At 66.9% G+C, this 25,430-nt stretch carries 23 protein-coding genes, 1 tRNA gene and 1 pseudogene; 10 read left to right on the forward strand and 15 right to left on the reverse strand.

All coding sequences use genetic code 11. From position 1 onward, the window contains the following. Positions 1-25 precede the first annotated feature (25 nt). Together AWC25_RS20020 and AWC25_RS20025 are read left to right on the forward strand one after the other, a co-directional pair. Positions 26-469 (forward strand): Zn-ribbon domain-containing OB-fold protein, encoded by a 444-nt coding sequence (locus tag AWC25_RS20020; RefSeq protein WP_085167337.1) that lies wholly within the window; start codon positions 26-28, stop codon positions 467-469. Further along, positions 466-1,665: a lipid-transfer protein gene (locus tag AWC25_RS20025; RefSeq protein WP_069399541.1), complete on the forward strand. Its 1,200-nt coding sequence runs from the start codon at positions 466-468 to the stop codon at positions 1,663-1,665. Before AWC25_RS20020 ends, AWC25_RS20025 begins: the two co-directional genes overlap by 4 nt. A 290-nt stretch (positions 1,666-1,955) precedes the next feature. Here the strand turns inward: AWC25_RS20025 and AWC25_RS20030 are convergent, their stop codons facing one another. Beyond that, positions 1,956-2,582 carry an ANTAR domain-containing response regulator gene (locus AWC25_RS20030; RefSeq protein WP_069399462.1) on the reverse strand — a complete coding sequence of 209 codons (627 nt, stop codon included), beginning with the start codon at positions 2,580-2,582 and terminating at the stop codon, positions 1,956-1,958. A 113-nt stretch (positions 2,583-2,695) separates the two neighbouring features. Between AWC25_RS20030 and AWC25_RS20035 the strand changes: the two genes are divergently transcribed. Beyond that, positions 2,696-2,769, forward strand: a tRNA-Leu gene (locus AWC25_RS20035). A gap of 73 nt (positions 2,770-2,842) precedes the next feature. On the opposite strand, the gene AWC25_RS20040 is transcribed toward AWC25_RS20035, so the two are convergent. Further along, entirely contained in the window at positions 2,843-3,952 is a 1,110-nt protein-coding gene (locus AWC25_RS20040) for an oxygenase MpaB family protein (RefSeq protein ID WP_085167338.1), read from the reverse strand. 381 nt (positions 3,953-4,333) lie between these two features. Between AWC25_RS20040 and AWC25_RS20045 the strand changes: the two genes are divergently transcribed. From AWC25_RS20045 to cydC, 6 genes are read left to right on the forward strand one after another with little or no spacing between them, the layout of a single operon-like run. Next, positions 4,334-5,674: an adenylate/guanylate cyclase domain-containing protein gene (locus AWC25_RS20045; protein WP_069399464.1), complete on the forward strand. Its 1,341-nt coding sequence runs from the start codon at positions 4,334-4,336 to the stop codon at positions 5,672-5,674. 42 nt (positions 5,675-5,716) lie between these two features. Continuing rightward, positions 5,717-6,292 carry an HdeD family acid-resistance protein gene (locus tag AWC25_RS20050; protein ID WP_372513468.1) on the forward strand — a complete coding sequence of 192 codons (576 nt, stop codon included), beginning with the start codon at positions 5,717-5,719 and terminating at the stop codon, positions 6,290-6,292. A 44-nt stretch (positions 6,293-6,336) separates the two neighbouring features. After that, positions 6,337-7,791: a cytochrome ubiquinol oxidase subunit I gene (locus AWC25_RS20055; RefSeq protein WP_069399466.1), complete on the forward strand. Its 1,455-nt coding sequence runs from the start codon at positions 6,337-6,339 to the stop codon at positions 7,789-7,791. 31 nt (positions 7,792-7,822) lie between these two features. Next, the gene (gene cydB, locus AWC25_RS20060) at positions 7,823-8,875 is read left to right on the forward strand and encodes a cytochrome d ubiquinol oxidase subunit II (RefSeq protein ID WP_069399467.1); all 1,053 of its coding nucleotides are present in this window, start codon (positions 7,823-7,825) and stop codon (positions 8,873-8,875) included. A gap of 56 nt (positions 8,876-8,931) precedes the next feature. After that, a complete protein-coding gene (gene cydD / locus AWC25_RS20065) occupies positions 8,932-10,545 on the forward strand; it encodes a thiol reductant ABC exporter subunit CydD (RefSeq protein WP_069399468.1) in 1,614 nt (537 codons plus the stop codon). Next, positions 10,532-12,271, forward strand: a complete 1,740-nt coding sequence (cydC, locus tag AWC25_RS20070; RefSeq protein WP_069399469.1) for a thiol reductant ABC exporter subunit CydC — start codon at positions 10,532-10,534, stop codon at positions 12,269-12,271. Before cydD ends, cydC begins: the two co-directional genes overlap by 14 nt. On the opposite strand, the gene AWC25_RS20075 is transcribed toward cydC, so the two are convergent. The 11 genes and pseudogenes from AWC25_RS20075 to AWC25_RS20125 form a co-directional block, all read right to left on the reverse strand. Next, positions 12,184-13,581 carry a bifunctional lysylphosphatidylglycerol flippase/synthetase MprF gene (locus tag AWC25_RS20075; RefSeq protein WP_142278961.1) on the reverse strand — a complete coding sequence of 466 codons (1,398 nt, stop codon included), beginning with the start codon at positions 13,579-13,581 and terminating at the stop codon, positions 12,184-12,186. The genes cydC and AWC25_RS20075 overlap by 88 nt on opposite strands. A gap of 148 nt (positions 13,582-13,729) precedes the next feature. Then, positions 13,730-14,638 (reverse strand): acyl-CoA thioesterase II, encoded by a 909-nt coding sequence (locus AWC25_RS20080; RefSeq protein ID WP_069399471.1) that lies wholly within the window; start codon positions 14,636-14,638, stop codon positions 13,730-13,732. Between the two features lie 15 nt (positions 14,639-14,653). Then, on the reverse strand, positions 14,654-16,072 hold the full coding sequence (gene pyk / locus AWC25_RS20085; RefSeq protein WP_069399472.1) for a pyruvate kinase: 1,419 nt from the start codon (positions 16,070-16,072) through the stop codon (positions 14,654-14,656). Positions 16,073-16,167: 95 nt separating this feature from the next. After that, positions 16,168-16,608, reverse strand: coding sequence for a DUF2752 domain-containing protein (locus tag AWC25_RS20090; RefSeq protein WP_069399473.1), 441 nt, complete (start codon positions 16,606-16,608; stop codon positions 16,168-16,170). Continuing rightward, positions 16,598-16,966 (reverse strand): TM2 domain-containing protein, encoded by a 369-nt coding sequence (locus AWC25_RS20095; protein ID WP_069399474.1) that lies wholly within the window; start codon positions 16,964-16,966, stop codon positions 16,598-16,600. Before AWC25_RS20095 ends, AWC25_RS20090 begins: the two co-directional genes overlap by 11 nt. A gap of 184 nt (positions 16,967-17,150) precedes the next feature. Further along, positions 17,151-18,428: pseudogene (locus tag AWC25_RS20100) on the reverse strand (prolipoprotein diacylglyceryl transferase); the annotation flags it as partial. Next, positions 18,425-19,231 carry a tryptophan synthase subunit alpha gene (gene trpA, locus AWC25_RS20105; RefSeq protein ID WP_085167339.1) on the reverse strand — a complete coding sequence of 269 codons (807 nt, stop codon included), beginning with the start codon at positions 19,229-19,231 and terminating at the stop codon, positions 18,425-18,427. The pseudogene AWC25_RS20100 and the gene trpA, both read right to left, overlap by 4 nt. Next, positions 19,228-20,502 (reverse strand): tryptophan synthase subunit beta, encoded by a 1,275-nt coding sequence (trpB, locus tag AWC25_RS20110; protein WP_085167340.1) that lies wholly within the window; start codon positions 20,500-20,502, stop codon positions 19,228-19,230. The genes trpA and trpB overlap by 4 nt, the downstream gene beginning before the upstream one ends. A gap of 64 nt (positions 20,503-20,566) precedes the next feature. After that, on the reverse strand, positions 20,567-21,397 hold the full coding sequence (gene trpC, locus AWC25_RS20115; protein ID WP_069399477.1) for an indole-3-glycerol phosphate synthase TrpC: 831 nt from the start codon (positions 21,395-21,397) through the stop codon (positions 20,567-20,569). A gap of 104 nt (positions 21,398-21,501) precedes the next feature. After that, on the reverse strand, positions 21,502-22,179 hold the full coding sequence (locus AWC25_RS20120) for a TIGR02234 family membrane protein (protein ID WP_085167428.1): 678 nt from the start codon (positions 22,177-22,179) through the stop codon (positions 21,502-21,504). Next, a complete protein-coding gene (locus AWC25_RS20125) occupies positions 22,172-23,734 on the reverse strand; it encodes an anthranilate synthase component I (protein WP_069399478.1) in 1,563 nt (520 codons plus the stop codon). Before AWC25_RS20125 ends, AWC25_RS20120 begins: the two co-directional genes overlap by 8 nt. A gap of 71 nt (positions 23,735-23,805) precedes the next feature. On the opposite strand from AWC25_RS20125, the gene AWC25_RS20130 reads away from it, so the two are divergent. Continuing rightward, complete coding sequence (locus AWC25_RS20130; RefSeq protein ID WP_069399479.1) at positions 23,806-24,270, forward strand: peroxiredoxin; 465 nt, start codon at positions 23,806-23,808, stop codon at positions 24,268-24,270. 27 nt (positions 24,271-24,297) lie between these two features. Here AWC25_RS20130 and hisI read toward each other — a convergent pair whose 3' ends face one another. Then, positions 24,298-24,648 carry a phosphoribosyl-AMP cyclohydrolase gene (hisI, locus tag AWC25_RS20135; protein WP_069399480.1) on the reverse strand — a complete coding sequence of 117 codons (351 nt, stop codon included), beginning with the start codon at positions 24,646-24,648 and terminating at the stop codon, positions 24,298-24,300. Continuing rightward, positions 24,645-25,430 carry an imidazole glycerol phosphate synthase subunit HisF gene (hisF, locus tag AWC25_RS20140; RefSeq protein WP_069399481.1) on the reverse strand — a complete coding sequence of 262 codons (786 nt, stop codon included), beginning with the start codon at positions 25,428-25,430 and terminating at the stop codon, positions 24,645-24,647. Before hisF ends, hisI begins: the two co-directional genes overlap by 4 nt.

Genomic DNA, 25,430 nt, shown 5'->3' on the forward strand with positions numbered 1-25,430 from the left:
TGTCCAGGCTGGGTAGTCTGACCGAGTGCCAGAGGTCACCAGTACAGAACCCGCGATCGACGGCTGGTTCGCCGTCGACGACGCCGGAAATCCGCATCTGATCGGCAGCAAGTGTCCCGCCTGCGGCACGTACGTTTTCCCGCCGCGAGAGAACAACTGCCCCAACCCGGCCTGCGCCAGCGACACCCTCGCGGCCGTCCCGCTGTCGACCCGGGGAAAGCTGTGGAGCTACACCGAAAACCGGTACCCACCCCCGGCCCCGTATCCGGCGGCAGATCCGTTCGAGCCGTTCGCCATCGCGGCGGTCGAGCTGTCCGACGAGGGGATCATCGTGCTCGGCAAGGTGGTCGAGGGCGCGCTCGCCGCGGACTTGAAGGTCGGCATGGAGATGGAACTAACCACCATGCCGCTGTTCACCGACGATGGCGGGGTGCAGCGGACGGTGCACGCGTGGAGGATCTCGTCATGAGTCCTGAGCCGTTGTACATCCTGGGTGCCGGCATGCACCCATGGGGCAAGTGGGGCCGCGACTTCACCGAATACGGCGTCGTCGCCGCCCGGGCCGCCCTGGCTGAGGCCGGGCTGGACTGGCGGCAGATTCAGCTGGTCGCCGGGGCGGACACCATCCGCAACGGCTACCCCGGCTTCATCGCCGGTTCGACGTTCGCTCAGAAGCTGGGGTGGAACGGTGTGCCGGTCAGCTCCAGCTATGCCGCCTGCGCCAGCGGTTCGCAGGCGTTGCAGAGCGCCCGCGCCCACATCCTGGCCGGTTTTTGCGACGTCGCGCTGGTGATCGGTGCCGACACCACCCCGAAGGGCGCCTTCGCGCCGGTCGGCGGGGAACGCAGAGGTGACCCCGACTGGCAGCGATTCCACCTGATCGGCGCGATGAACCCGGTGTACTTCGCGCTGCTGGCCCGGCGCCGGATGGACCTCTACGGCGCGACGGCGGAGGACTTCGCCGCCGTGAAGGTCAAAAACTCCCAGCACGGGCTGCAGAACCCGAATGCCCGCTACCGCAAGGAATCCTCGATCGAGGATGTGCTGGCCAGCCCGGTGGTCAGCGACCCGTTGCGGCAGCTGGACATCTGCGCGACCTCGGATGGCGCCGCGGCGCTGATCGTGGCCAGCGCCGAGTTCGCCCGCAAGCACCTGGGCTCCCTCGAGGGTGTGCCGTCGGTGCGCGCGGTCAGCACCGTCACCCCGCAGTACCCGCAGCACCTGCCTGAATTGCCGGACATCGCAACGGATTCCACTGCCGTGGTGGCCGCCCCGGAGCGGGTGTTCAAGGACCAGATCCTGGACGCCGCCTACGCCGAGGCGGGCATTGGGCCCGAGGATGTGAGCCTGGCCGAGGTCTACGACCTGTCCACCGCGCTGGAACTGGACTGGTATGAGCATTTGGGGCTGTGCCCCAAGGGTGAGGCCGAGCAGCTATTGCGCAGCGGCGCGACCACGATCGGCGGCAAGGTCCCGGTCAACCCGTCCGGTGGGCTGGCCTGCTTCGGCGAGGCCATTCCCGCCCAGGCGATCGCGCAGGTCTGCGAGCTGACCTGGCAGCTGCGCGATCAGGCCACTGGCCGCCAGGTGGAGAACGCCACGGTCGGTGTCACCGCCAACCAGGGGCTGTTCGGCCACGGCTCGTCGGTGATCGTCGCCCGCTAGCCGTACTCGGCAGCCGCGGCGCTGGGCCTCTTGGCGTCGAGTGTGCATCCGTAGCGCTGGGCCTCTCGGCGTCGAGTGTGCATCCGTAGCGTCGAGTGTGCAGCCGCGGCGCTGGGCCTCTTGGCGTCGAGTGTGCATCCGCGGCGTCGAGTGTGCGGCTACGGCAGGGCGCCGCGGCGTGTCGGCACCCGGAGCACACACGCAACGCCACCGGGTCACACTCAACGCCACCGGGTCACACTCAACGCCGTAAGCGCACACGCAACGCCGTAAGCGCCCACTCAACGCCGTCAGCCCGAGGCCTCGTCGGGTTGATCGCTCAAGGTCTCCAACACGACTTCGGCCACGCGTTTCATCGTGGTCCGGCGGTCCATCGCCGCACGCTGGATCCACTTGAATGCCTCGGGCTCGGTCATGCCCTGCTTGGCTTGCAACAGCCCCTTGGCGCGCTCGACGATCTTGCGGGTCTCCAACCGGTCGCCCAGCGTCGCCACTTCGTGTTCGAGGGCACGAATCTCACCGAACCGGCTGACGGCCAACTCGATGGCCGGAATGAGGTCGCTGATCGTGAAGGGCTTCACCAGGTAGGCCATCGCCCCGGCATCGCGGGCCCGTTCGACGAGATCGCGCTGGCTGAACGCGGTCAGCACCACGATCGGCGCGATGCGCTTGCTGGCGATCTCGGAAGCCGCGTCGATGCCGTCACGGCGGGGCATCTTCACATCCATGATCACCAGATCGGGCTTATGCTGCTCGGCCAGCTCGACGGCCTCTTGCCCGTCGCCGGCCTCGCCGACGATCTCGTACCCCTCCTCCCGGAGCATCTCGGCCAGGTCGAGTCGGATGAGCGCTTCGTCTTCCGCGATCAGGACCCGGCGCGGCACATCGACGTTGGTGTCGGTCGTGGAGCCTGTCATGACCGATATTCTGTCGTGGATCGTCGCGACCAGCCACGTCGGGGCCTGTGAGAACTGACCACCACACGGATCCTCTATGGTGGGAGGCTCGTTTAAGGTAGTAGGCCGGACACGCCCTCGTATCCCAACTGGCAGAGGAAACGGATTCAAAACCCGTCCAGTGTGAGTTCGAATCTCACCGAGGGCACTCTCAATCGAAGGCCAAAACCGCTGGACTCCGAACCGCCCGCCCGAGACGCGGCCCGAAGACCGCAACCGGGTTACCCGGCAGCGAGCACCCCGTGGGGCTCATTCGTTGGTGGACTTTCCGGGGCGAGGCGGCGGCCGCGGTTTTCCCGGAGTGCTCGCTGGGCCGACTCCAAGGTGATGCGGCGCGGATCGACCCCTTCACGCTCGAAGCCTTCCACCGCAACAGGCAAGTAGAGAAACTTCAGCGGCACCAGACGCTCGACGACTCCGTAGAACCGTCGGTACATGCGCATAAAGCGACGCGCCAACTCCTCGTCCTCGGGGGTCCACTCTAAATTGAACAGCTCCCGCGCGTGGGGCGGAAAACTATTGACAACGATTTGCCGGCGCGCCGCCACCCAGGGCCATACAAATTTTTTCATGGCCGACGGCCACCATCGCGGCGCCGGGCGAGGATCCATAAATTGTTCCAGCATGACCTGCGTTACCTGTGAGTTCACCAGGTAATTACGCTCGATGTTTTCCAGATACCGCTCGAAATCGTCGTAGGTGTCCGGCTGAGGAGTATCGTCCACGCCCCACATGCTGTACCACTCCTTAGATTCCTCGAATATCTGCTCCTTCATCGCCCGGGGCATGGACCCGTCGAAATACAGCTGTTCGGTGATTATTATCAATAAGTGGTAGAAGAAAGTGACATGCGCAAAATAGAAGGTTTCCGCATTGAGCGCGTGGTACGTGCCTTCACGCAGTTCGCCCTTGACGGATTTGTGCATGTTTCGCGTCTTCAGTCCGTATTTCTTTGCATCGTCGGCGGCTTCGTACACCGTGCCGTAAATGTATTCACGGGATCGCTGCCGTCGCACTTTATATATCTTGGCGCGTGCACCGAAGGAACTGTCGCCGGTAAAAAGAACCGAATTCGTGGTCGCTTTCGCCATCTGCGGCCAGGCACCCGCAATGGTGCCCACTACCCCGCTGCCGAAAAAGATCACATCAAGGCGGCCCCAATACTTCCAAATCAGGGAATCAGCGGGAATCGGGTGTTGAGAAAGGTCTTTGCGTGACAAGCTGTTATCGCCGGTGAATTCCGTCACCCTGGCTTCGTCCGGAATCACGAGCTCTGGATCAAATGTTGTCTGCATGATCTTCTTGAGCGCCCTAAGACCCCGAACCGCCATGTCAACTCCTTGCGTTGCAGATTCCCGTTGCCCGGTGAATCAGTACCCGGCTTCCGCCCCCGGCTTCGGGTAACCGATCGAATGTCCTCATCACCTAACCATCGCTGTGGCGGCGGTGTCTCGGGTTTGGCGGATGCCGCATCGCCGGAGTCGGGCTGCGCGCGCCACGCTGTGGCTCATTTGACGGGATCATCTGCCGGACAACGCATTCACCGGTGAAGTTTGCAGACGCGTCAATAAAGCGACGGAGCCTCGTAGCCATCCGCCAGAATTATTGGCGGACAACGTCGTTGCCCGGGTTGAAGCCGACCGCGAACCCCGGCAGCGAGCCAACGGACCGCCACGCTGGGTATATGCCGATTTTGCGGTTACGCTTTGACCGTGGTGGCTAAGAAATGCGGCGCCCCACCGAGTCGGCCGGGCGGGTCGACCCGCCCGGACTGTAAAGCGGCGGTGCGGGTCGAAACTCGCGCCCGCAGCCAGCACTACGCCGACAGCAACGCCCGACGGGTGCGGGTGCTCAACATCAACGCCTTGATGGGCGTGCTGGTGTGTTTGACCTTCGCCGTCCTCGGCTTCTGGTCGGGCCCCGGGGCCCACCCCATCCAAGTCGTCAACGTCTGCACCGGCATGATCTTCGCGTGCGTCCCGTGGCTTCATCGGTTCGGGGAACTGGTTGCGCCACTTACGTTTATCTTCACGGCCTATGCCGCCGTCGTGGTGACCTGCTGGCATGTCGGCACCGGCGGCGGAATGCAGTACTACCTGATCACCACGGCCAGCCTGGTGGTCTTGCAGCTCGGCATCGAGCGCATCGGTTTGGCGGCGCTGCTGGCGACGCTCGGGGCGGCGTTGGTCATCATGCTGCAGTTCCTCGTCCCGCGCACCACCGGTCTGGAACCGCCCTGGGCGATGACGATGAGCTTCGTGATCACCACTCTGTCGGCGTGCGCGATGGTGGTAGTGACGGTGTGGTACGCGATGCGCGACACCCAGCGCGCCGAGGCCGGGATGGAAGCCGAGTACGAGCGCTCCGAGGCGTTGTTGGTCAACATGTTGCCGACCAGCGTCGCCGAACGGCTTAAAGAACCCGAGCGCGACGTCATCGCCGACCGATACGACGAAGCCTCGGTGCTGTTCGCCGACATGGTCGGCTTCACCGAGCGCGCCAGCACCACCGCCCCGTGTGACCTGGTCAAGTTCCTGGACCGCCTCTACGGCGCGTTTGACGAACTGGTCGATCGGCACGGCCTGGAGAAGATCAAGGTCAGCGGGGACTCTTACATGGTGGTCAGCGGGGTTCCGCGGCCCCGGCCCCACCATGTGCAGGCCCTGGCGGATTTCGCCCTCGACATGGTCGCGACGGCGGCCGAACTCAAGGACCCGCACGGCCTGTCGGTGCCCCTGCGGATCGGCTTTGCGACCGGCCCGGTGGTGGCGGGCGTCGTGGGCTCGCGGCGCTTCTTCTACGACGTGTGGGGCGACGCCGTCAACGTCGCGGCCCGCATGGAATCGACCGATTCCGTGGGACAGATCCAAGTCCCCGAGGATGTCTACGAACGACTGAAGGACGAATTCGTGCTGCAGGAGCGCGGCCGCATCGAGGTCAAAGGCAAAGGTTTGATGCGGACCTGGTACCTGACCGGCCGTCGGCCGGCACCCCGCGACGAGGGCGACCTGGCGGTTGAGACCCCGCGCACAACGCACGGCGCCACGGTCTAAAGTCCCTACCCGCCATACCCAGGGTTATGCCAAAGTGTGGCTATGCAGCCCGCCGCAGTTCCGACCATGTTGCCGCACTTGTGGAAATCCACGCTCGCATCGGGAGCGCTGACCCTGATCGTCGGCGTCGTGGCGATCGCGTGGCCGGGCATTTCGGTGCTCGCCGCGGCGATCGCATTCGGGGCGTATCTGCTGATCACCGGCGTCGCGCAGGTGGTGTTCGCGTTTAGCCTGCGGGTTTCGGGGGGCAGCCGCATTTTGTTGCTCGTCAGCGGCGCGGCGTCATTGATCTTGGCGGTGTTGGCATTTCGACACTTCGGCAATGCTGTTCTGCTGCTGGCCATTTGGATCGGCATCGGATTCATCTTCCGTGGGGTCGCGACGACCGTGTCGGCGATCAGCGACGTGACGCTGCCGGGGCGGGTGTGGTCGATCGTGCTCGGCGTGCTCACGCTGCTGGCCGGCATCGTGGTGTTGGCGGCGCCGTTCGCGTCGATCATCACGTTGGCACTGGTGGTCGGTGCCTGGCTGGTGGTCATCGGCGTCTTGGAAGTCGTCGCCGCCTTCGGAATCCGGAAAGCCGCCAAGGTACTCGAACATGGCGCCGACCCCGCTTAGCTACTACACTCCGTCGTAGGTCCTGCAGCCATGGGAGATGACCGATGAATGTCGTCGACATTTCGCGGTGGCAGTTCGGTATTACTACCGTCTACCACTTCATTTTTGTGCCGCTGACGATCGGCCTGGCCCCCTTGGTCGCGGTCATGCAAACAATCTGGGTGGCGACGGGAAACGCGGCCTGGTACCGGCTGACCAAGTTCTTCGGCAAGCTGTTCCTGATCAACTTCGCGATCGGGGTGGCGACGGGGATCGTGCAGGAATTCCAGTTCGGCATGAACTGGTCTCAGTACTCGAAGTTCGTCGGCGACATCTTCGGTGCCCCACTCGCGATGGAGGGCCTGGCCGCGTTCTTCTTCGAATCCACCTTCCTCGGTTTGTGGATCTTCGGCTGGGGCCGGTTGCCGCGGCTGGTGCACCTGGCCTGCATGTGGGTCGTCGCGATCGCGGTCAACGTGTCCGCGTTCTTCATCATCTCGGCGAATTCGTTTATGCAGCACCCGGTCGGAGCGCATTACAACCCGGCGACGCGGCGTGCGGAACTGGACAGCATCGGCGCGCTGCTCAGCAATAACACTGCGCGAGCGGCGTTTTCGCATGCCGTGACCGGCTCCTTGTTGACGGCGGGCACCTTCGTCGCCGCAGTCAGTGCCTGGTGGCTGGTTCGTGCGCAACGCAACGGCGACGTCGACCTCGGCCGCGTGTTCCGCCCGGCGGCCGTCCTGGGCTGTTGGGTGGCGCTAGTGGCCACCGTCGGACTGTTCTTCACCGGCGATCAGCAGGGTAAGCTGATGTTCCAGCAGCAGCCGATGAAGATGGCCTCGGCAGAATCGTTGTGCGACACCGAAACCGATCCGGACTTCTCCATCCTGACGGTCGGCACCCACAACAATTGCGACAGCGTCACCCGCGTCATCGAGGTGCCTTATGTCTTGCCGTTCCTTGCGGAAAGCAAATTCACCGGCGTGACCTTGCAGGGCGTGCGTAACATCCAGCAGGACTACGAACAGCGGTTCGGGCCGAACGACTACCGACCCAACTTGTTCGTCACCTACTGGTCGTTTCGCACGATGATCGGGTTGATGGCGATCCCGGTCCTGTTCGCGCTCACCACATTATGGCTGACGCGACGCGGACGCACCCCGGACAAACCGTGGTACTCCTGGTTTGCGTTGCTGACCATTCCGGCGCCGTTCCTGGCCAACAGCGCCGGGTGGGTGTTCACCGAAATGGGCCGCCAGCCATGGATTGTCGTCCCGAATCCGACCGGCGATCAGCATGTCCGGTTGACCGTCAGCGCCGGCGTCTCCGACCACGCCGCCGGCATGGTCGTGACCTCACTGGTGACGTTCACGTTGGTCTACGCCGTGCTGGCGGTCATCTGGTTCTTCCTGCTCAAACGCTACGTCGTCGAGGGCCCGCTGGAACACGACGCGGAGCCCGCACCGCCGAAGGCCCCCGGCGACGATGAAGTGGCACCCCTGTCCTTCGCCTACTGATCCGCTAGATAGACCGGAAAGGAGCTCACCGATGGCATTGCAAGAGCTGTGGTTCGGTGTCATCGGGGTGTTGTTCCTCGGCTTCTTCATCCTGGAAGGCTTCGACTTCGGCGTCGGCATGCTGATGGAGCCGTTCGCACGCTCGACGCGGTCGGGCGCCGGTGGTGACGCGGAAATCCATCGGCGGACGGCGCTGAACACCATCGGTCCGGTGTGGGACGGCAACGAAGTGTGGCTGATCACCGCGGGTGCGGGGATGTTCGCCGCGTTTCCCGGCTGGTATGCCACGGTGTTCTCCGCGCTGTACCTGCCGTTGTTGGCGATCCTGTTCGGCATGATCGTGCGTGCCGTGGCGATCGAGTGGCGCGGCAAGATCGACGACACCGGCTGGCGCAGGCTGGCCGACCTCGGGATCGCGGCCGGATCGTGGCTGCCCGCCCTGCTGTGGGGCGTGGCGTTCGCCGCGCTGGTGCGCGGCCTGCCGGTGGACGCCGCCGGTCGCATCCATCTTTCGATCGGCGATGTGCTCAACGCCTACACCCTGCTGGGCGGCTTGGCCACGGCCGGGCTGTTCCTGTTGTACGGCGCGGTGTTCGTGATGTTGAAGACGTCCGGTGCGATTCGCGACGACGCGCACCGGTTTGCGCTGCGCCTGTCGCTGCCGGTGACGGGTTTGGTTGCCACCTTTGGGATTTGGACCCAGCTGGCGCACGGCAAGAACTGGACCTGGGCGGTGCTGGCGGTGGCCGTCGTCGCGCAACTGGGCGCGGTCGCCCTGGTGTGGCGACGCGGATCCGACGGCTGGGCGTTCACCTGCACGGCGCTGGTGGTGGCGGCGGTGGTCATCCTGTTGTTCGGCGTGCTCTACCCCAATCTGGTGCCCTCGACGCTGAACCCGCAATGGAGCGTCACGATCTACAACGCGTCGTCGACGCCGTACACGCTCAAGATCATGACGTGGGTGACCGCATTCCTGGCGCCGCTGGCGGTCGTCTACCAGGCGTGGACGTATTGGGTGTTCCGGCAACGTATTTCGACTGACCGGATCCCGCCACCGATCGGTCTGTCGAGGCGTCCGTCCTGAGTAGGCAGAGCTCCCGGGCGCCGCTGGACCCGCGACTGTGGCGGGCATCGGCCGCATTGCGGCGGTATCTGGCCGCCACGGTGAGCTGCGGAGTGCTGATCACCGCCTGCGCGATCGGATCTGCAGTCGTGTTGGCGCGCATCGTGGCGGGGGTCATCACCGACCCGTCGACCCGTCACGTGCCCGCGTGGCTGGGCCCGTTGTCGATCCTGGTGGCGCTGTGGGTGGTTCGCACGGCCGCGCACTGGCTGCAGGCGCGGCTGGGCCAGCGTGGCGCCAGCGCGGTGATCGCCGATCTCAACAGCCAGGTCCTCTCCGCCGTCACCGCGCGCCAGCCCGGCGAGCTCGCCGCGCAACGCGACGCGGCGACCGCGGTGGTCACCCGCGGCCTCGACGGGCTGCGGCCCTATTTCACCGGCTATGTGCCCACTCTGCTGCTGGCGGCGGTGCTGACTCCCGCGAGCGTGGCGGTGATCGCCTGCTTCGATCTGAAATCGACGGCGATCGTGGCGATCACGCTGCCGCTGATCCCGATCTTCATGGTCCTCATCGGGTCAGCGACCGCCGATCGGTCGGCGGCGGCGCTGGCCGCGATGACGACCTTGCAGGGCCGGCTGCTGGACCTGATCGCCGGCATACCCACGCTACGGGCCCTGGGCCGCGCCTCCGGCCCGGAGCGCCGCATCGCCGAACTGGCTGCGGCGCACCGACGTTCGGCACTTGCGACGCTGCGCATCGCGTTCCTCTCCGCACTGGTGCTCGAGCTGCTCGCCACGTTGGGGGTCGCCCTGATCGCGGTCGGCATCGGGTTGCGGCTGGTGTTCGGCGAGATGAGCCTGACCACCGGGTTGACGGTGCTGCTGTTGGCACCCGACGTGTATTGGCCGCTGCGCCGCATCGGGGTGGAATTTCATGCCGCCCAAGACGGCCGAACCGCGGCCGACAAGGCGTTCGCATTGATCGGCACACCCACGGACACGGCGGCGCGCGGCCGTACGACCACCGCGGCGGGCGCGCACATCAGGCTGGAGGGGCTCAGCGTTGCCGGGCGGGACGGCCGCGCGCCGTGCGAGCTGACCGCGGTGCTGCCGCCCGCCCGGGTGACGGTGCTGACGGGGCGCAACGGTGCCGGCAAAACCACCACGCTGCAGGCCATCGCCGGGCTCACCGTCCCGTCGAGTGGCCGGGTCACCGTCGACGGGGTCGACGTCACCGAGCTGGACCCGGCGCGGTGGTGGCGGCAACTGTCCTGGCTGCCGCAGCGGCCCGTGCTGGTCCCCGGCACCGTCGAGGACAACCTGCACCTGTTCGGTGAGCTGGACGACATCGAAACAGCCTGCGCCGCAGCCGGGTTCGATGCGGTGCTGGGTGAGCTTCCGAACGGCTTGAATACCGTGGTCGGCCGCGGCGGGGTGGGGCTGTCGCTGGGACAGCGGCAGCGACTGGGATTGGCCCGGGCGTTGGGAGCCGCCGCGCCGGTGCTGCTGCTCGACGAACCCACCGCGCACCTGGACGCCCGCACCGAAGAGCACGTGCTGCGGTCCATCGTCGAGCGGGCACGCGCCGGGGCGACCGTCGTGGTGGTCGGTCACCGGGAGTCGGTCATGGCGATCGCCGACCAGGTCGTCGAGGTGATGTCCGACGGGCAGGTGCGCTGTGCGCAGGTCTGATCCCCTGCTGGCCGCGGCCGGCTTGCTGCGGCCCCGACTCCCCCGCCTGTTGGCGGCCATCGCGCTGGGGGTGCTGTCGCTGGGTAGCGCGCTGGCGCTGGCCGGGGTGTCGGCGTGGCTGATCACGCGGGCCTGGCAGATGCCGCCCATCCTCGACCTGTCGGTCGCGGTCGTCGCGGTGCGGATGTTCGCGATCTCACGCGGGGTGCTGCACTACTGCGAGCGGCTGGCCACTCATGACACCGCGCTGCGCGCGGCCGGCGTTGCGCGCACCGAGATCTACCACCGGCTCGCCCATGGGCCGACCGCGGCAGCCGCCCGGCTGCACAGCGGCGAGCTGGTGGCCCGCGTCGGCGCCGACGTCGACGAACTGTCCAACGTCTTAGTCCGCGCGCTGGTGCCGATCGGCGTGGCCGCGGTGTTGGGAGTCGCGGCGACCACCGCCGTCGCGGTCATTTCCCCGGCGGCCGGTGCGGTGCTGGCCGGGTGTCTGCTCGTCGCGGGCGTGGTGGCACCCCGGCTGGCCGGCAAGGCCGCGGCGACGCAGGAAGAGGTTGCCCGCCAACATCATTCCGAGCGCGACACGTCGGCCATGATCGCCCTCGAGCACGCCCCGGAGCTGCGGGTCGCCGGCGCCTTGCCCGGCGTCATCGCCGACGCGCATCGTCGGCAACTGCAGTGGAGTGATGCCCTGGATGTCGCCGCGAAACCGGCCGCACTCGCCGAGGCCATGCCGACCGCCGCCGTCGGGATCAGCGTGCTCGGCGCGGTCGTCGCGGGCATCGGGCTGGCCCCGGCGGTCGCCCCCACCACGCTGGCGGTCCTGATGCTGTTGCCGCTGTCGGCGTTCGAGGCGATGACCCCGTTGCCCGCCGCCGCCATTGCGCTGACCCGGTCCCGCATCGCCGCGCACCGCCTGCTCAGCCTGACGCCGCGCCGCGTTGCGGCCGAACCCGCAGCGCCGGCACCGATACCCATCGGCACCGCGCGTTTGTCCGCCGACGCGCGCTGCGGCCATGTCGGTGCCGTCGCGGTTCCGATCAGGCTCGAACTCGAACCGGGCGCGCGCCTGGTCGTCACCGGACCCAGCGGTTCGGGCAAGACGACGTTGCTGATGACGCTCGCCGGATTGCTACCCCCGTTGGACGGTGCGGTGATGCTGAACGGAATTGACCTCGGCTGCTTCGACGGTGCCGAATTACCCTGCGCCATCGGCTTTTTCGCCGAGGACGCGCACATCTTTGCGACGACCGTGCGGGACAACCTGCTGGTCGCCCGGGGTGACTGCGCCGACGATGAGCTGGTCGAAGCCCTGCACGCGGTGGGGCTAGGCGACTGGCTCGATGGTTTGCCCGAGGGTCTGTCGACGGTGCTGACAGGTGGCGCGCAGGCGGTCTCCGCCGGTCAGCGCCGACGACTGTTGCTGGCCCGCGCGGTGCTTTCGCCGGCCCGTATCGTGCTGCTCGACGAACCCACCGAGCACCTCGAAACGGCCGATGCCGAGCGGTTTTTGGCGCAGCTGCTAACCCCGGATGCGGGGCTGATGACCGCGGACCGCACGGTGGTGATCGCCACGCATCACCGGCCCGCGGGCGTGCGGTGTCCCGAACTGCGCGTCGGAGCGGCCGATCGAACGGGCTACAGCGCGCGTCGACGTGGCATGAATTCCAGTGACAGCAAGACGACGATCAGCGGCAGCACCTGGGTCAGCGAGATGACCGCGTAGCGGCGCGCGTCCAGCGCGTGAAACTTTCGCACGTACCGGTACAGCGACTCGAGCGCGATCAACGGGTCGAGCAGATGAATCATCCGGTAGCAGATCCATTGCACCCGGCCACGGTGCTCGTCGTCGAAAATCTCCGGAAATGCCGCGAAGGCCAACGATACCCGTTGCGCCCCAGCGCTTTTACCGGCCACGATCATGTCGACGCTGAGCCGCTCGTCTATTCCGTTGGGCGCGCCGCGGCGACGCCACGGCACATCGAGGCTGATGTCGCTGCCGGCCCCGGCCGTCGCATAGCGGTGGAAGCCCTGGACTCGGCCGTCGGCGTCTCTGGCGATGATCAGCTGTATGCCGGGGAATCGGCCTTCGAGTACGCCGTCGAGGTTCATGTGGAACCCGCGGTCGGCATGGGCACCCCGCGTCGATGCCCGCACCACATCGGTCAATTCGGCTAGCAGCGGGCCGCCGAGTTCCTGTTCGGCCACGATCTCGGTGGTGATCCCCGCGTTGTGCGTGCGCTGGACCGCTTGCCGCAGATTGCGGAACTTGCGTCCCGCCATATCAAACTTCGACACGTCCACCACGACATCGCGGCCGATCGGCACCGCGTGCAGCTTCTGCTTGAGAACCGTTGAGTCAGTCCATAATTCGAGCTGGCGTTCGCTGCAGCCCACCACCGCTATCCGCCAGCCGCGGGTGCGGCACATCACGGCGAAGTCCGCCACCAGCTGAGCGAAAGCTGTCTGCTCACCGATCGGGTCGCCACCGACCACCGCGAACCCCATCCGCGTGCGGTAGGCGAGTGCGGCGGTGCCGGTGGCGTTGAAGAAGTAACTCTTCCCCGTCTGCATGGTGAACGGGGCCAGCGGGTCGTCGGTGGTCGCTTCGATCAACGCCCACGCGCGCGGAAGGTCTTCGGGCCGTGGATGCGACGACGTCGGCCACATCAACACCAGTCCGGATCCGGCGATCAGAAAGTTGCCGAGTAGTCCGATGCCCAGCACGTGTGAACCCAGCCCGCCGACCACGCACAGCGCGGCCAGCGCGGCGTGCAGGCTGGTCACCGGACGGCCCAGGAAGATGCCGCGCGCGATCAAGGCCGCCGCGGCGAGCACCGTCAACGACCAATCCAGTCGGTCGGCATAGTGCCACTGCGGCTGATCCCGGTGACGAGCAAGGATCAGGACCAGCCAGCACGTCGCGCTCAGCAGGGCGAATGCGCCGAGACAGCGCGCGGCGAGCGAATCGACATGCACCACAACACGTTCGCGCGCGCGGAGCTTCGGGAGGAGGTCGACTGACGGGCTTTTCACACTTCACCTCCCGATGGGCTGACACTAGGTGGCGCTGTCGGCGCACCACCTTTCCCACCGCATACCCGGCCGAACCGAATCTACGCTCAATTACCAGCCTGCAGAACCGAAATCGGACGGGTGTCAAGTAACTATTCGATAACCGTTATCACCGGGACCGCGGAAAGTATTTGAGCACACCCTCCTGCACGACGGTCGCGACGAGTTGCCCAGCGCCGTCGAAGAAGTGGCCGGTCCCCAACCCCCGCGAGTCCGCGGCTACCGGCGACGATGTCGAATACAACACCCAGTCGTTGAAGTTGACCGAACGGTGAAACCACACGGAATGGTTGGCCGAGGCCGCGAAGATACGGTCAAAACCCCACGACAATCCGTGCGTGGTGATCACCGAGTCCAGCACGGTGGTGTCCGACGAATACACCATCGTGGCGGTGTGCAGCACCGGGTCGTCGGGCACCGTGCCCAGGGCCTTGAGCCACACCCGGTTGTGCGCCAGCCGCTCGCCCTTATCGCGCATCACCCACGCGGGGTCGTTGGTGTAGCGCCATTCGATCGGCTGCAGGGCGTTGACGAAATGCGGGACGGTCTGCTCGTAGCCGCGCAGCAACTCGCCGATCGGCGGCTGGGTGTGTGGCGGCGGCACCGCCGGCGCATCGACGGCATGCTCGAGGCCGCGCCCGCCGGACATGTAGGAGATCATCGCCGTGGACAGCAGCACGCCGTCCTGTACGGCGTCGACGCGGCGGTTGGCGAAGCGCCGTTCGTCGCGCAGCCGCACCACGTGAAATTCGATGTCCTTGGCGGTGTCGCCGCCGTTGATGAAGTGCACCGACAGGGCGCTGGGCGGCAGATCGTCGCGGCGCAGGCTGCGGCTGCTGGCGACGAACGATTGCGCCATCAGCTGCCCGCCGAAGGTCCGCATCGGGTTCTTGCTGGGGTGAGAACCGACGAATAGGTCGTCACCGAGACGATTGAGGTCCAGCACCGCCAGCAGCTCTTGAAAATCAGGTGAGCAGTCGGTATTCGGCTCTCGGTCAGATTCCAAGCCGGCCGGCACGGGCTCTCCTTCGCGCTAGAGGTCGTCCTCCCCGATGCGGTGGACGTGGATCAGGTTGGTCGACCCTACTGTGCCAGGTGGTGCGCCGGCGACGATCACCACCAGGTCACCGCGCTTGTAACGGCCCAGTTCAAGCAGCGATTTGTCGGCCTGGCGGATCATCTCGTCCGTGGAGTCCACGATCGGGACGATGAACGTCTCGGTGCCCCAGGTCATCGCCAGCTGGCTGCGCACCTCGGGCCAGGCGGTGAATGCCAACAGCGGCAGCGGGGTGTGCAGGCGGGCCAGCCGGCGCACGGTGTCACCGGACTGGGTGAACGCGACCAGCGCCTTGGCGTCCAGCCGCTCGCCGATGTCGCGGGCGGCGTAGGAGATCACGCCGCGCTTGGTGCGCGGCACATGGGTCAGCGGCGGGGCGGCCGTGGAGTTCTCCTCGACCGCGGTGACGATGCGGGCCATGGTGCGGACCGCGGCCAGCGGGTACTTCCCGACCGAGGTCTCACCGGAAAGCATCACCGCGTCGGCGCCGTCGAGGACGGCGTTGGCGACGTCGGAGGCCTCGGCACGGGTGGGCCGCGAACTGTCGATCATCGACTCGAGCATCTGGGTGGCGACGATGACGGGTTTGGCGTTCTCGCGGGCCACCTGGATGGCCCGTTTCTGCACCAGCGGAACCTCTTCCAGCGGCAGCTCGACGCCCAAGTCGCCGCGCGCCACCATGATCCCGTCGAAGGCCAGCACGATCGCTTCGAGATTGTCGATGGACTCCGGCTTTTCCAGCTTGGCGATCACCGGCACGCGCCGGCCCAGCCGATCCATCACCTCGTGCGCCAGCTCGACCTCCGACGGCGACCGCACGAAAGACATCGCGACCAGGTCGACGCCCAAGTCCAGAGCGAAAGTGAGGTCGTCAATGTCCTTGTCCGACAACGCCGGAGCGGACACGTTCATCCCGGGCAACGAGATGCCCTTGTTGTTGCTGACCGGGCCACCCTCGACGACCCGGCACACCACGTCGTCGCCCTCGATGGCCTCGACAACGAGTCCGACCTTGCCGTCGTCGACCAGGACACGATCGCCCACCGCGGCGTCCTTGGCCAACCTCTTGTAGGTGGTCGACACCCGGTCGTGGGTGCCCTCGCAGTCTTCGACGGTGATCCGGACCGTTTCGCCGTCCGCCCAGAAGGTGGACCCGGTGGCGAAGCGCCCGAGCCTGATCTTGGGGCCTTGCAGGTCGGCGAGCACGCCAACCGCGCGTCCGGTGGCATCCGATGCGGCACGTACCCGCTCGTAGGCCGCCTTGTGGTCCGAATAGTCGCCGTGGCTGAAGTTCAATCGGGCAACGTCCATCCCGGCCTCGACCAACGCCAACGTCAGCTCATCCGTTTGGGTTGCGGGGCCTAGGGTGCAGACGATCTTTCCGCGTCTACTCACGCCGATCAGCTTAGTCGTGGCGCGCGCGGCGGGAGTGACCCTCAGGTGACCGCAGGTAAAGCCACAGGGAAATCATCCCGGCGCGTCGCACGCCATCAACCGCTCAGCATCGTCGGAACCAGCGGAAAGCCGCTTAAATTGCGCAACACCGTCCACCCGATTGTCGTGACAACGATCGCAGTCAGCGCCGCCAGCGGTACCGACCGCCGGGCGCGCCGCCACCGGAACAGCAGCCATCCGGCCAGCAGCGGCAGGCCGATGAGCAGAAAGACGTTGTCGTGGACGCTCGCGGCCAGATCGCCGTGCAGCAGGTCGTGGGTCATCCGCAGCCCGCCGCAGAACGGACAATCCCAGCCGGTGAGCGCCTTGAACGGGCACTGTGGGTACAGCGAAGCGGCGTTGTGCGGGTCGACCAGCGCGATGTAGCCCAGTGCTCCGCCCAGCAGCAGGCCGGTCCCGGCCGCCAGATAGCGGCGCTGCTGGGGTAGAGGCTGGCCCGGTTGTCCCGACGGGCGCGAGGCGGGTTCAGGTGCCATCGCGCAGCGGGCGGCCCTGCGGATCGTTGACTTTGTCGGAGAGGATCAGCACCGCGTCGACGATGCTCCAGATCAATCCGATTCCACAGGTCAGCAGGCCCACGAGCAGTTGTGCGACGCCCATTCCGACATCGCCGATGTAGAACCGGCCGATGCCGCCGATGCCGACCAGGCTGAGCAGTTGCAAGAGACCGGCGATGGTCTTCGATTTGTCCGAATACGGCAGCCCCGTCACCGGGTGGCGACCATAGGGTGCCGACGGATCGGCAAGCGGCGCTGCCGCCGGATGGGGCGGATACGGCGGTTGTTGCGGTTGTGCACCTGAGTCTGGGGCATCGCCCCATGACGGATCGGTCACGGTCTCAGCATGCCAGATCCGCCGGTGATACCCCAGCCTCGCGATTGAGGAATCTTCGCTAGGGGTGGCCCTAACGCTGGCTTCTGCGCCGCAGCGACCAGCGCCGTCGCGGTTGTTGAACATCGACGCCGAGCTCCAATGGTTCGGCGGCGGGTTTGTCGGTGTCCGGTTCCGCGGCCGCTTAGGTCTCCGCCTCTTCGGCCCCGGGCTTTTCGGACTCCGGCAGCTGGGATTCCGGCTCCTCGGCCTCCTCAGGCTCTTCCGCCACCGGTTTTTCGGCTTCTTTGGCCGCTTCGGTCTTTTCGGCTTCTTCGGTCTTTTCGGCCGCAGGCTCCCCGGCGTCCGGCTCCGAGACTTCCGGCTCGACTATTACCGCTTCGTCTACTACCGCTTCGTCGTCCGCGAGTGACGCGGCTTCGTCGCGCCCCTCGTCGGCGTCAGCCGATTCCACCGCCTCCTCGGCACTCTTCGGTTCGTCCTGATCGTCAGCACTCGCCGCCACAGCGGGGGACGCCGCGGAAGAGGACGCCACGGCAACGCTGGTCAGCTCGTCGGCCGGCTTCGCCTCCGCTTCGGATTCAGCGTCGACGACGTAATCCTTGCCGCGCAAACTCTCCGGATCCTCGCGGCCCTTGGGCGCCAACATGATGTACACCACGGCGCCGATGAACACGAACGTCGACGTGAACGTGTTGATCCGGATCCCGGCGATATGGGTGGCGGTGTCGTCTCGCAACAGCTCGACCCAGAACCGTCCGACGCAATAAAGGGCGACGTACGCCGCGAAAAGGCGGCCGTGACCCAGCAGGTAGCGCCGGTCGATGAAGATCAGGATCGCGAAAACGATGACGTTCCAGATCAATTCGTAGAGAAACGTCGGTTGCACCACGACCGCCAGCTGCCCCGTCGAGACACCATCGAGCGAGTGCGGGTCGATGTATCCGGACGGGTCGCGGCGATAGAAGATCTCGAGGCCCCAGGGCAGCGTGGTCTCGCGGCCGTAGAGCTCCTGGTTGAAATAGTTGCCGAGCCGCCCGATGGCTTGGGCCAAGATGATGCCGGGGGCAACCGCGTCGATGAAGGCGGGCAACGGAATGCCGCGGCGCCGGCAACCGATCCACGCCCCGAGCACCCCGAGGGCCACCGCGCCCCAGATGCCCAATCCCCCGTCCCAGATCCGCACCGCCGCGCTCAGCCCGGCACCGCCCGGTCCCCAGTACGTGCGCCAGTCGGTGGCCAGGTGGTAGAGCCGGCCCCCGATCAGACCGAACGGCACCACCCACAGCGCAATGTCGTAGATGACCCCCCGCTGCCCGCCGCGCGCGGCCCAGCGCCGGTCGCCGATCATCAACGCGACCACGATCCCGGCGATGATGAACAGGGCATATGCGCGGATCGGCAACGGCCCAAGATGCCAGACACCCTGTGGCGGGCTCGGGAAATACGTGGGCAAACTTCTCATGATGTCGACACTCGCACACCTTGAGCCAATTCCTGGCACAAGGCACGCAAGTGTGGCAGACCGTCGCCGAGTGCCGACACCAACGCCGAACCCGTGATGACCCCGTCGGCGTAGCTGCCAATTTCGGCGGCCTGCTCACGCGACCGCACGCCCAGCCCCACCCCAACCGGAATGTCGGATACCGCCTTGACCCTGCTCACCAGTTCTTCCGCGGCGTTCGACACCGCATCGCGGGCCCCGGTCACGCCCATGGTCGAGGCGGCGTAGACGAATCCGCGGGACGCCTCGACCGTGCTGACCAGCCGCTCGGGCGTCGACGACGGCGCCACCAGGAAAATACGATCCAGCCGATGTTCCTCGGACGCGACGAACCACTCGTCGGCCTCGTCGACGATGAGGTCCGGCGTGATCATCCCGTGCCCGCCCGCTGCTGCCAGATCACGTGCGAAGGCGTCAATCCCGTAGCGCAGCACCGGGTTCCAGTACGTCATGACGACCGCGCGCCCACCGGCCGAACTGATCGCCTCGACCGCCGTCAGCGCGTCTCGGACCCGCACACCACCGCGCAGCGCGGCCTCGGTGGCGCGGGCGATCGTCGGTCCGTCCATGCCCGGATCGGAATACGGGATGCCGACTTCGATGAGGTCGCAACCGGATTCGACCAGCGCAACCATTGCGTCCACCGAGGTGCGCACGTCGGGATAGCCGGTGGGCAGATACCCAATCAGCGCGGCCCGGTTTTCCGACCGGCACGCATCGAACAGCGGGCTTAGCCGGCTGGCCTGACCTTGCTCGACGGTCATCGGCTGCCCTGGTCGTCCAGCAGCCCGAACCACTTCGCGGCCGTCTCGACATCCTTGTCGCCGCGCCCCGAAAGGTTCACCACGATGATGGTGCCGGGCCCCAATTCGTTGCCGAGCTTTACCGCGCCCGCCACCGCGTGCGCGGATTCGATGGCCGGGATGATGCCTTCGGTGCGACACAGCAGCCGGAATGCGTCCATCGCTTCGGAATCGGTGATCGGCCGGTACTCGGCGCGCCCGCTGTCGCGCAGCCACGCGTGCTCCGGCCCAACGCCTGGGTAGTCCAAACCCGCTGAGATCGAATGGGATTCGACCGTCTGACCGTCTTTGTCCTGCAACAGATACGAGAACGACCCCTGGAAGGCGCCGGGCGATCCGCCGGTGAATGTCGCCGCGTGCCTGCCGGTCTCGACACCGTCACCACCCGCCTCGTAGCCGATCAACCGCACCGCGGGGTCGTCGATGAAGGCGTGAAAGATGCCGATCGCGTTGGATCCGCCGCCGACGCACGCCGTGACGGCGTCGGGCAGCCGGCCGGCCTGCGCCTGAATCTGCGCGCGCGCCTCCAGGCCGATGATTCGCTGGAAATCGCGCACCATCGTCGGGAACGGGTGCGGTCCCGCCGCGGTGCCGAAGCAGTAGTAGGTGGTGTAGGCGTTGGTGACCCAATCCCGGAACGCCTCGTTGATGGCGTCCTTGAGGGTCTGCGAACCCGCATCCACCGAGACGACCTCGGCACCCAGCAGTCGCATCCGCGCCACGTTGAGTGCTTGACGAGCCGTGTCCACCGCCCCCATGTAGATCAAGCACTCCAGGCCCAGCAGCGCGCACGCGGTGGCCGTGGCCACGCCGTGCTGCCCGGCGCCGGTCTCGGCGATTACCCGGGTCTTACCCATCCTCTTGGCCAGCAGTGCCTGACCGAGCACGTTGTTGATCTTGTGAGAACCAGTGTGGTTCAAGTCTTCTCGTTTGAGGAAGATGCGCGCGGACCCGGCGTGCGCACTCAGCCGGGTGGCCTCGTACAGCGGCGATGGCCGGCCCGCGTAGTTGGCCTGCAGGCCGTCGAGCAGGTCCAGGAACTCCGGGTTGACCCGTTCCTTCTCGTAGGCTGCGGTGACTTCCTCGATCACCGCCATCAATGCCTCGGCGACGTAGCGGCCGCCATAGCTGCGCGGGCCGCCGAAATGCCCACGAGCGTCGGGGTCGTGGCGGGTGGGTGTGGAGATGGCCTCGCTGGTAAGCGGCAGGGCGGGGCGAGTGCGATCCACCATCACCAATGCTCGACGCGGGGACGGCTCATGGGGTTCAACGTTTCACGACGGGGGTTCGTCACAGCTATTCGGAAGAATAGCGAGCCGGTTTCGGACAGGACGGATGGGTGCCGGCGGTCACCAGGTCGGCCACCGCCGCACGCGGGTCGCCACTTTTGACCAGGCCCTCACCGACAAGCACGGCGTCCGCACCGGCGCCGGCGTAGGCCAACAGGTCCCCGGTGCCCCGCACGCCGGATTCCGCGATGCGGATTACGTTGCTGGGCAGCCCGGGTGCGATGCGCGCGAAGCAATCCCGATCCACGTCCAACGTCGTCAGGTCGCGGGCGTTGACGCCGATCACGTTGGCCCCGGCCTTCAGCGCCCGGTCGGCCTCCTGTTCGGTGTGGACCTCGACGAGCGCTGTCATACCGAGGGATTCGGTGCGGTCCAGCATCGCCGCCAGCGCGGACTGTTCCAACGCGGCAACGATGAGCAACAACATGTCGGCGCCATGCGCACGCGCCTCGTGGATTTGGTACGGCTGGACGATAAAGTCCTTGCGCAGAACCGGGATTGACACCGCGGCGCGCACGGCATCGAGGTCGTCGAGCGAACCCTGAAAACGCCGCTTTTCGGTCAGCACGCTGATGATTCGCGCCCCGCCGTCTTCGTAGGCGCGGGCCAGCTTGGCCGGATCGGCAATGGGCGCCAACGAACCCGCCGACGGACTGGCACGCTTGACCTCGGCGATGACGCCGATACCGGGCTCGCGCAACGCGGCCATTACGTCCAGCGGTGGCGGCGCCGCCGCGGCGGCCGCCTTGATCTCAGAAAGTGGGATACGCGCCTCGCGCGCGGCAACATCGGCCCGGACTCCCTCAAGGATGGAGTCGAGGACAGTCGCCGGACTCATACCTGTCGTTTCCCTTCCCGCAGCCACACAGACGGTCACCTCACCGGTTCTGAGCCGATTTCGACGACGTCACGCAAGGGTAGCGACCGTCGGCTTGCAGCCCGTCACCGACCCTCGGTGTCCGCCCCCCCGGGCCGGTCCGTCGGGTCGTGTCCCTCATCGAGTGCGTCCCAGATCATCCGCTCCGACATACCGGGGGCTCCCGGTTGCTCCAGGATGGCGCCCTCGGCGCCTTCACGTTTCACATTCCAGCGGCGAGTCGCCGGCGCGGCGTACTTGGTGGCGCTGCGGCGGGCCGCCTCCGCATTCGAAGCCGAGCGCATCAACAGCACCGCCGCGATCAAGGTGCACATCGCGGCGCCCACCGCGACGCCCGCCCCCCAATAGCGCCGCTCGCTACCCACCAGCGTCACCAGCGAGACGTGGGCGAGTTCGGTTCCGCGCACCGCCACATCGGGCAGCACCCACAGCCCGACACCCAGATAGCCGACCGCCAGGCTGGCGACGGCCAGCAAACCCGCCAGCACCCGCAACGCCCAGCCGCGCACCGCGAGCGCGGCCACGGCGGTGGCGAGCAACAACAGCGCCAGCGGCAGCAGTGCCGCCGACCAGGTCCCGCCGGACAGGCTTACCTCCTTGGGCGGCCCCAACTCGTCAAACGACCGGATGATCACCCAGGGCAACCGCGACGACGCCCACAGCGCGGCGGCGGCAACGACCAGCAGCAGCTGAGCTACGCCGATCGTCACCCGGGCCTGCCGGTCCGGCCGGGCATCACCCATCGCGCGAGCCACCGCGAGAGCCCCTGCGCGGCGCGTCCGGCGCGCTCAGCGTCTCTGCGGCCGCGATCGCGTTCAACACCGCGCGCGCCTTGTTGGACGCCTCGTTGTGCTCGTAGGGGCCGTTGGAGTCGGCCACTACCCCGCCGCCCGCCTGGACGTAGGCCACACCGTTGCGCATCAGCGCGGTGCGGATGGCGATCGCGAAGTCGGCGTTGCCGGCAAAGTCGAGATAGCCCAGGACGCCGCCGTACACACCGCGACGTGTCTTCTCCACCTCCTCGATCAGCTCCATCGCCCGCACCTTGGGCGCACCCGAGAGCGTCCCGGCCGGGAAGCACGCGGTGACCGCGTCCAAGGCGGTACGGCCCTCGCCGAGCAGCCCGGTCACGGTCGACACCAGGTGCATGACGTGGCTGTAGCGCTCGATGTGGCTGTAGTCTTCGACGCGGACGCTGCCCGGCGCGCAGACCCGGCCGAGGTCGTTGCGGCCGAGGTCGACCAGCATCAGATGCTCGGCCCGTTCCTTGTCGTCGGAGAGCAGCTCCTTTTCCAACAGCTGGTCTTCTTCCTCGGTCTGTCCCCGCCACCGGGTACCGGCGATCGGATGGGTCGTCGCGCGACCTTCGGAGACGGTGACGAGCGCTTCGGGGCTGGAGCCGACGATCGAGAAGTCCGTTGCGCCAAGGCTATTCGGCACATGCAGCAAATACATGTAGGGGCTCGGGTTGGTCACCCGCAATATCCGGTAGACCTCGAACGGGTCGACGTCGGTGTCCATCTCGAAGCGTTGGGAGGGCACCACCTGGAAGGCCTCACCGGCGGCGATCTGCTCGACGAGGTAGTCGACGATCTTGCCGTACTCCTCGACCGTGCGCTGCGAGCGGAACGACGGCTCGGGGCGGCGGAACGTGGCGACCGTGGACGGCAGCGGCTGGCTCAGCGCCTCGGTCATGACGTTCACGCGGGCGACGGCGTCGTCGTAGGCCTCGTCGACGCGCTGGTCGGTGCCGTTCCAGTTCACCGCGTTGGCGATCAGGGTGATGGTGCCCTCGTGGTGGTCGACGGCGGCCACGTCGGTGGCCAGCAACATCAGCATGTCCGGCAGCCCCAGGTCGTCGACGGCCAGCTCGGGCAGGCGTTCCAGTCGCCGCACCATGTCGTAGGCGAAGAACCCGACCAGTCCGCCCGACAGTGGCGGCAGCCCCGGGACCGCGGCCGTGGCCAGCAGCTCCAAAGTTGCCCGCAGCGCATCCAGCGGGTCACCACCGGTGGGCGCGTCCTGCGGCGCGGCCCCCAGCCACACCGCCTGGCCGTCGCGCACGGTCAGCGCCGACGGCGCGCCCGCCCCGATGAACGACCAGCGCGACCACGACCTGCCGTTTTCCGCGGATTCCAGCAGGAAGGTGCCGGGGCGATTGGCGGCCAGCTTGCGGTAGGCCGACAGGGGTGTCTCGCTGTCGGCCAAGACCTTCCGGGTCACCGGCACTACCCGGTGTTCGGCCGCGAGCTGGCGAAACTCCTCCCGTGAGGTCGTATGAGCGAGGTCGGGGTGCACCGAACCATCCTCGCAGATCGCTTCGAGCCGACGTCGCGGCAATCCGGCGAGCCCGGCGTACCCTGACGCCCATGAAACCTGGTGACACGGTGCCCGACTTCGAACTTCCCGATCAGTCCGGGACACCACGCAGGCTCAGCGCGCAGTTGGCCGACGGCCCGGTGGTCTTGTTCTTCTACCCCGCCGCGATGACCCCCGGGTGCACCAAGGAGGCCTGCCACTTCCGCGACCTGGCCGCCGAGTTCGCCGCCGTCGGCGCCAACCGGGTCGGTATCAGCACCGATGCCGTGCAAAAGCAGGCCCGGTTTGCCGACAAGGAAAAGTTCGACTACCCGCTGCTGTCCGACGCCGATGGGGCGGTTGCCACACAATTCGGCGTCAAACGCGGGTTGCTCGGCAAGCTGCTGCCGGTCAAGCGCACCACGTTCGTCATCGACACCGACCGCACGGTACTCAACGTGATCTCCAGCGAATTCAGCATGGACGCGCACGCCGACCAGGCGCTGCAAACTTTGCGGGCGCGTTCGTCGGCCTAGACCTAGACCGCGAACGGCCGGCCCCGGTCAGGGTTCGGGTGCCAGCAGCACGTCCTTGTCGAAACAGCTGTGGTCGCCGGTGTGGCAGGCCCCACCCACTTGATCGACCGTCAGCAGCACGACGTCACCGTCGCAGTCCAGCCGCACCGAGTGCACGTGCTGGGTGTGCCCGGACGTCGCGCCCTTGATCCACTGCTCGCCGCGGGAACGCGAAAAGTAGGTAGCCTCACGGGTTTCCAGCGTACGGGCCAACGCGTCGTCATCCATCCAGGCAACCATCAGCACGTCGCCGCTGCTTCGCTCCTGCACGACCGCGGTGAACAAACCGTCGCCGTTGCGCTTGAGGCGGGCGGCGATGTCGGGATCAAGTCTGGTCATCGCACCGTGATCCCTTCGTCTGCCAGCGCGGCCTTCACCTGTTTGATGGTCAACTCACGAAAGTGAAAAACGCTGGCCGCCAACACCGCATCGGCGCCGGCAGCAACGGCGGGCGCGAAGTGGTCCACCGCCCCGGCACCGCCGCTGGCGATCACCGGAACCGTGACCGCCGCGCGGACCGCCCGCAGCATGCCGAGATCGAAGCCGGCCTTGGTGCCGTCGGCGTCCATCGAATTGAGCAGGATCTCCCCCACGCCCAGCTCGGCGCCGCGGGCCGCCCATTCGACGGCGTCGATGCCGGTGCCACGCCGCCCCCCGTGCGTGGTGACCTCCCAGCCGGACGGCGTCGGTGCCGAATCGGGTGGCACGGTGCGCGCATCGACGGACAGCACGATGCACTGCGAGCCGAATTGCCGGGACAGCTCGGCCAATAATTCGGGCCGGGCGATCGCCGCGGTGTTGACCGAGACCTTGTCGGCCCCCGCGCGTAGCAGCACGTCGACATCGGCGACGGTTCGCACCCCGCCGCCGACGGTCAGCGGAATGAACACCTGCTCGGCGGTCTGGCGCACCACGTCCAGCATCGTCGCCCGGCCCGACGAGGACGCCGTCACGTCCAGAAAGGTCAATTCGTCGGCCCCCTCGGCGTCGTAGGCCGCGGCGAGTTCCACGGGATCCCCCGCGTCGCGCAGGTTTTCGAAGTTGACCCCTTTGACGACGCGTCCCCCGTCGACGTCCAGGCACGGGATCACCCGCACCGCAAGGTCGGTGCCCGTGTGCAT

Source organism: Mycobacterium sherrisii, assembly GCF_002102355.1.
GTDB lineage: Bacteria > Actinomycetota > Actinomycetes > Mycobacteriales > Mycobacteriaceae > Mycobacterium > Mycobacterium sherrisii.

Bases quoted from the DNA above. Each gene is read 5' to 3' on its own strand.
- AWC25_RS20055 (WP_069399466.1), top strand. From the start codon at position 6,337: ATGAATGTCGTCGACATTTCGCGGTGGCAGTTCGGTATTACTACCGTC.
- AWC25_RS20130 (WP_069399479.1), top strand. From the start codon at position 23,806: ATGAAACCTGGTGACACGGTGCCCGACTTCGAACTTCCCGATCAGTCC.
- AWC25_RS20025 (WP_069399541.1), top strand. From the start codon at position 466: ATGAGTCCTGAGCCGTTGTACATCCTGGGTGCCGGCATGCACCCATGG.
- AWC25_RS20050 (WP_372513468.1), top strand. From the start codon at position 5,717: ATGCAGCCCGCCGCAGTTCCGACCATGTTGCCGCACTTGTGGAAATCC.
- AWC25_RS20040 (WP_085167338.1), bottom strand. From the start codon at position 3,952: ATGGCGGTTCGGGGTCTTAGGGCGCTCAAGAAGATCATGCAGACAACA.
- cydB (WP_069399467.1), top strand. From the start codon at position 7,823: ATGGCATTGCAAGAGCTGTGGTTCGGTGTCATCGGGGTGTTGTTCCTC.
- hisI (WP_069399480.1), bottom strand. From the start codon at position 24,648: ATGACCAGACTTGATCCCGACATCGCCGCCCGCCTCAAGCGCAACGGC.
- AWC25_RS20090 (WP_069399473.1), bottom strand. From the start codon at position 16,608: ATGGCACCTGAACCCGCCTCGCGCCCGTCGGGACAACCGGGCCAGCCT.
- trpB (WP_085167340.1), bottom strand. From the start codon at position 20,502: ATGGTGGATCGCACTCGCCCCGCCCTGCCGCTTACCAGCGAGGCCATC.
- AWC25_RS20030 (WP_069399462.1), bottom strand. From the start codon at position 2,582: ATGACAGGCTCCACGACCGACACCAACGTCGATGTGCCGCGCCGGGTC.
- AWC25_RS20120 (WP_085167428.1), bottom strand. From the start codon at position 22,179: ATGGGTGATGCCCGGCCGGACCGGCAGGCCCGGGTGACGATCGGCGTA.
- hisF (WP_069399481.1), bottom strand. From the start codon at position 25,430: ATGCACACGGGCACCGACCTTGCGGTGCGGGTGATCCCGTGCCTGGAC.
- trpC (WP_069399477.1), bottom strand. From the start codon at position 21,397: ATGAGTCCGGCGACTGTCCTCGACTCCATCCTTGAGGGAGTCCGGGCC.
- trpA (WP_085167339.1), bottom strand. From the start codon at position 19,231: ATGACCGTCGAGCAAGGTCAGGCCAGCCGGCTAAGCCCGCTGTTCGAT.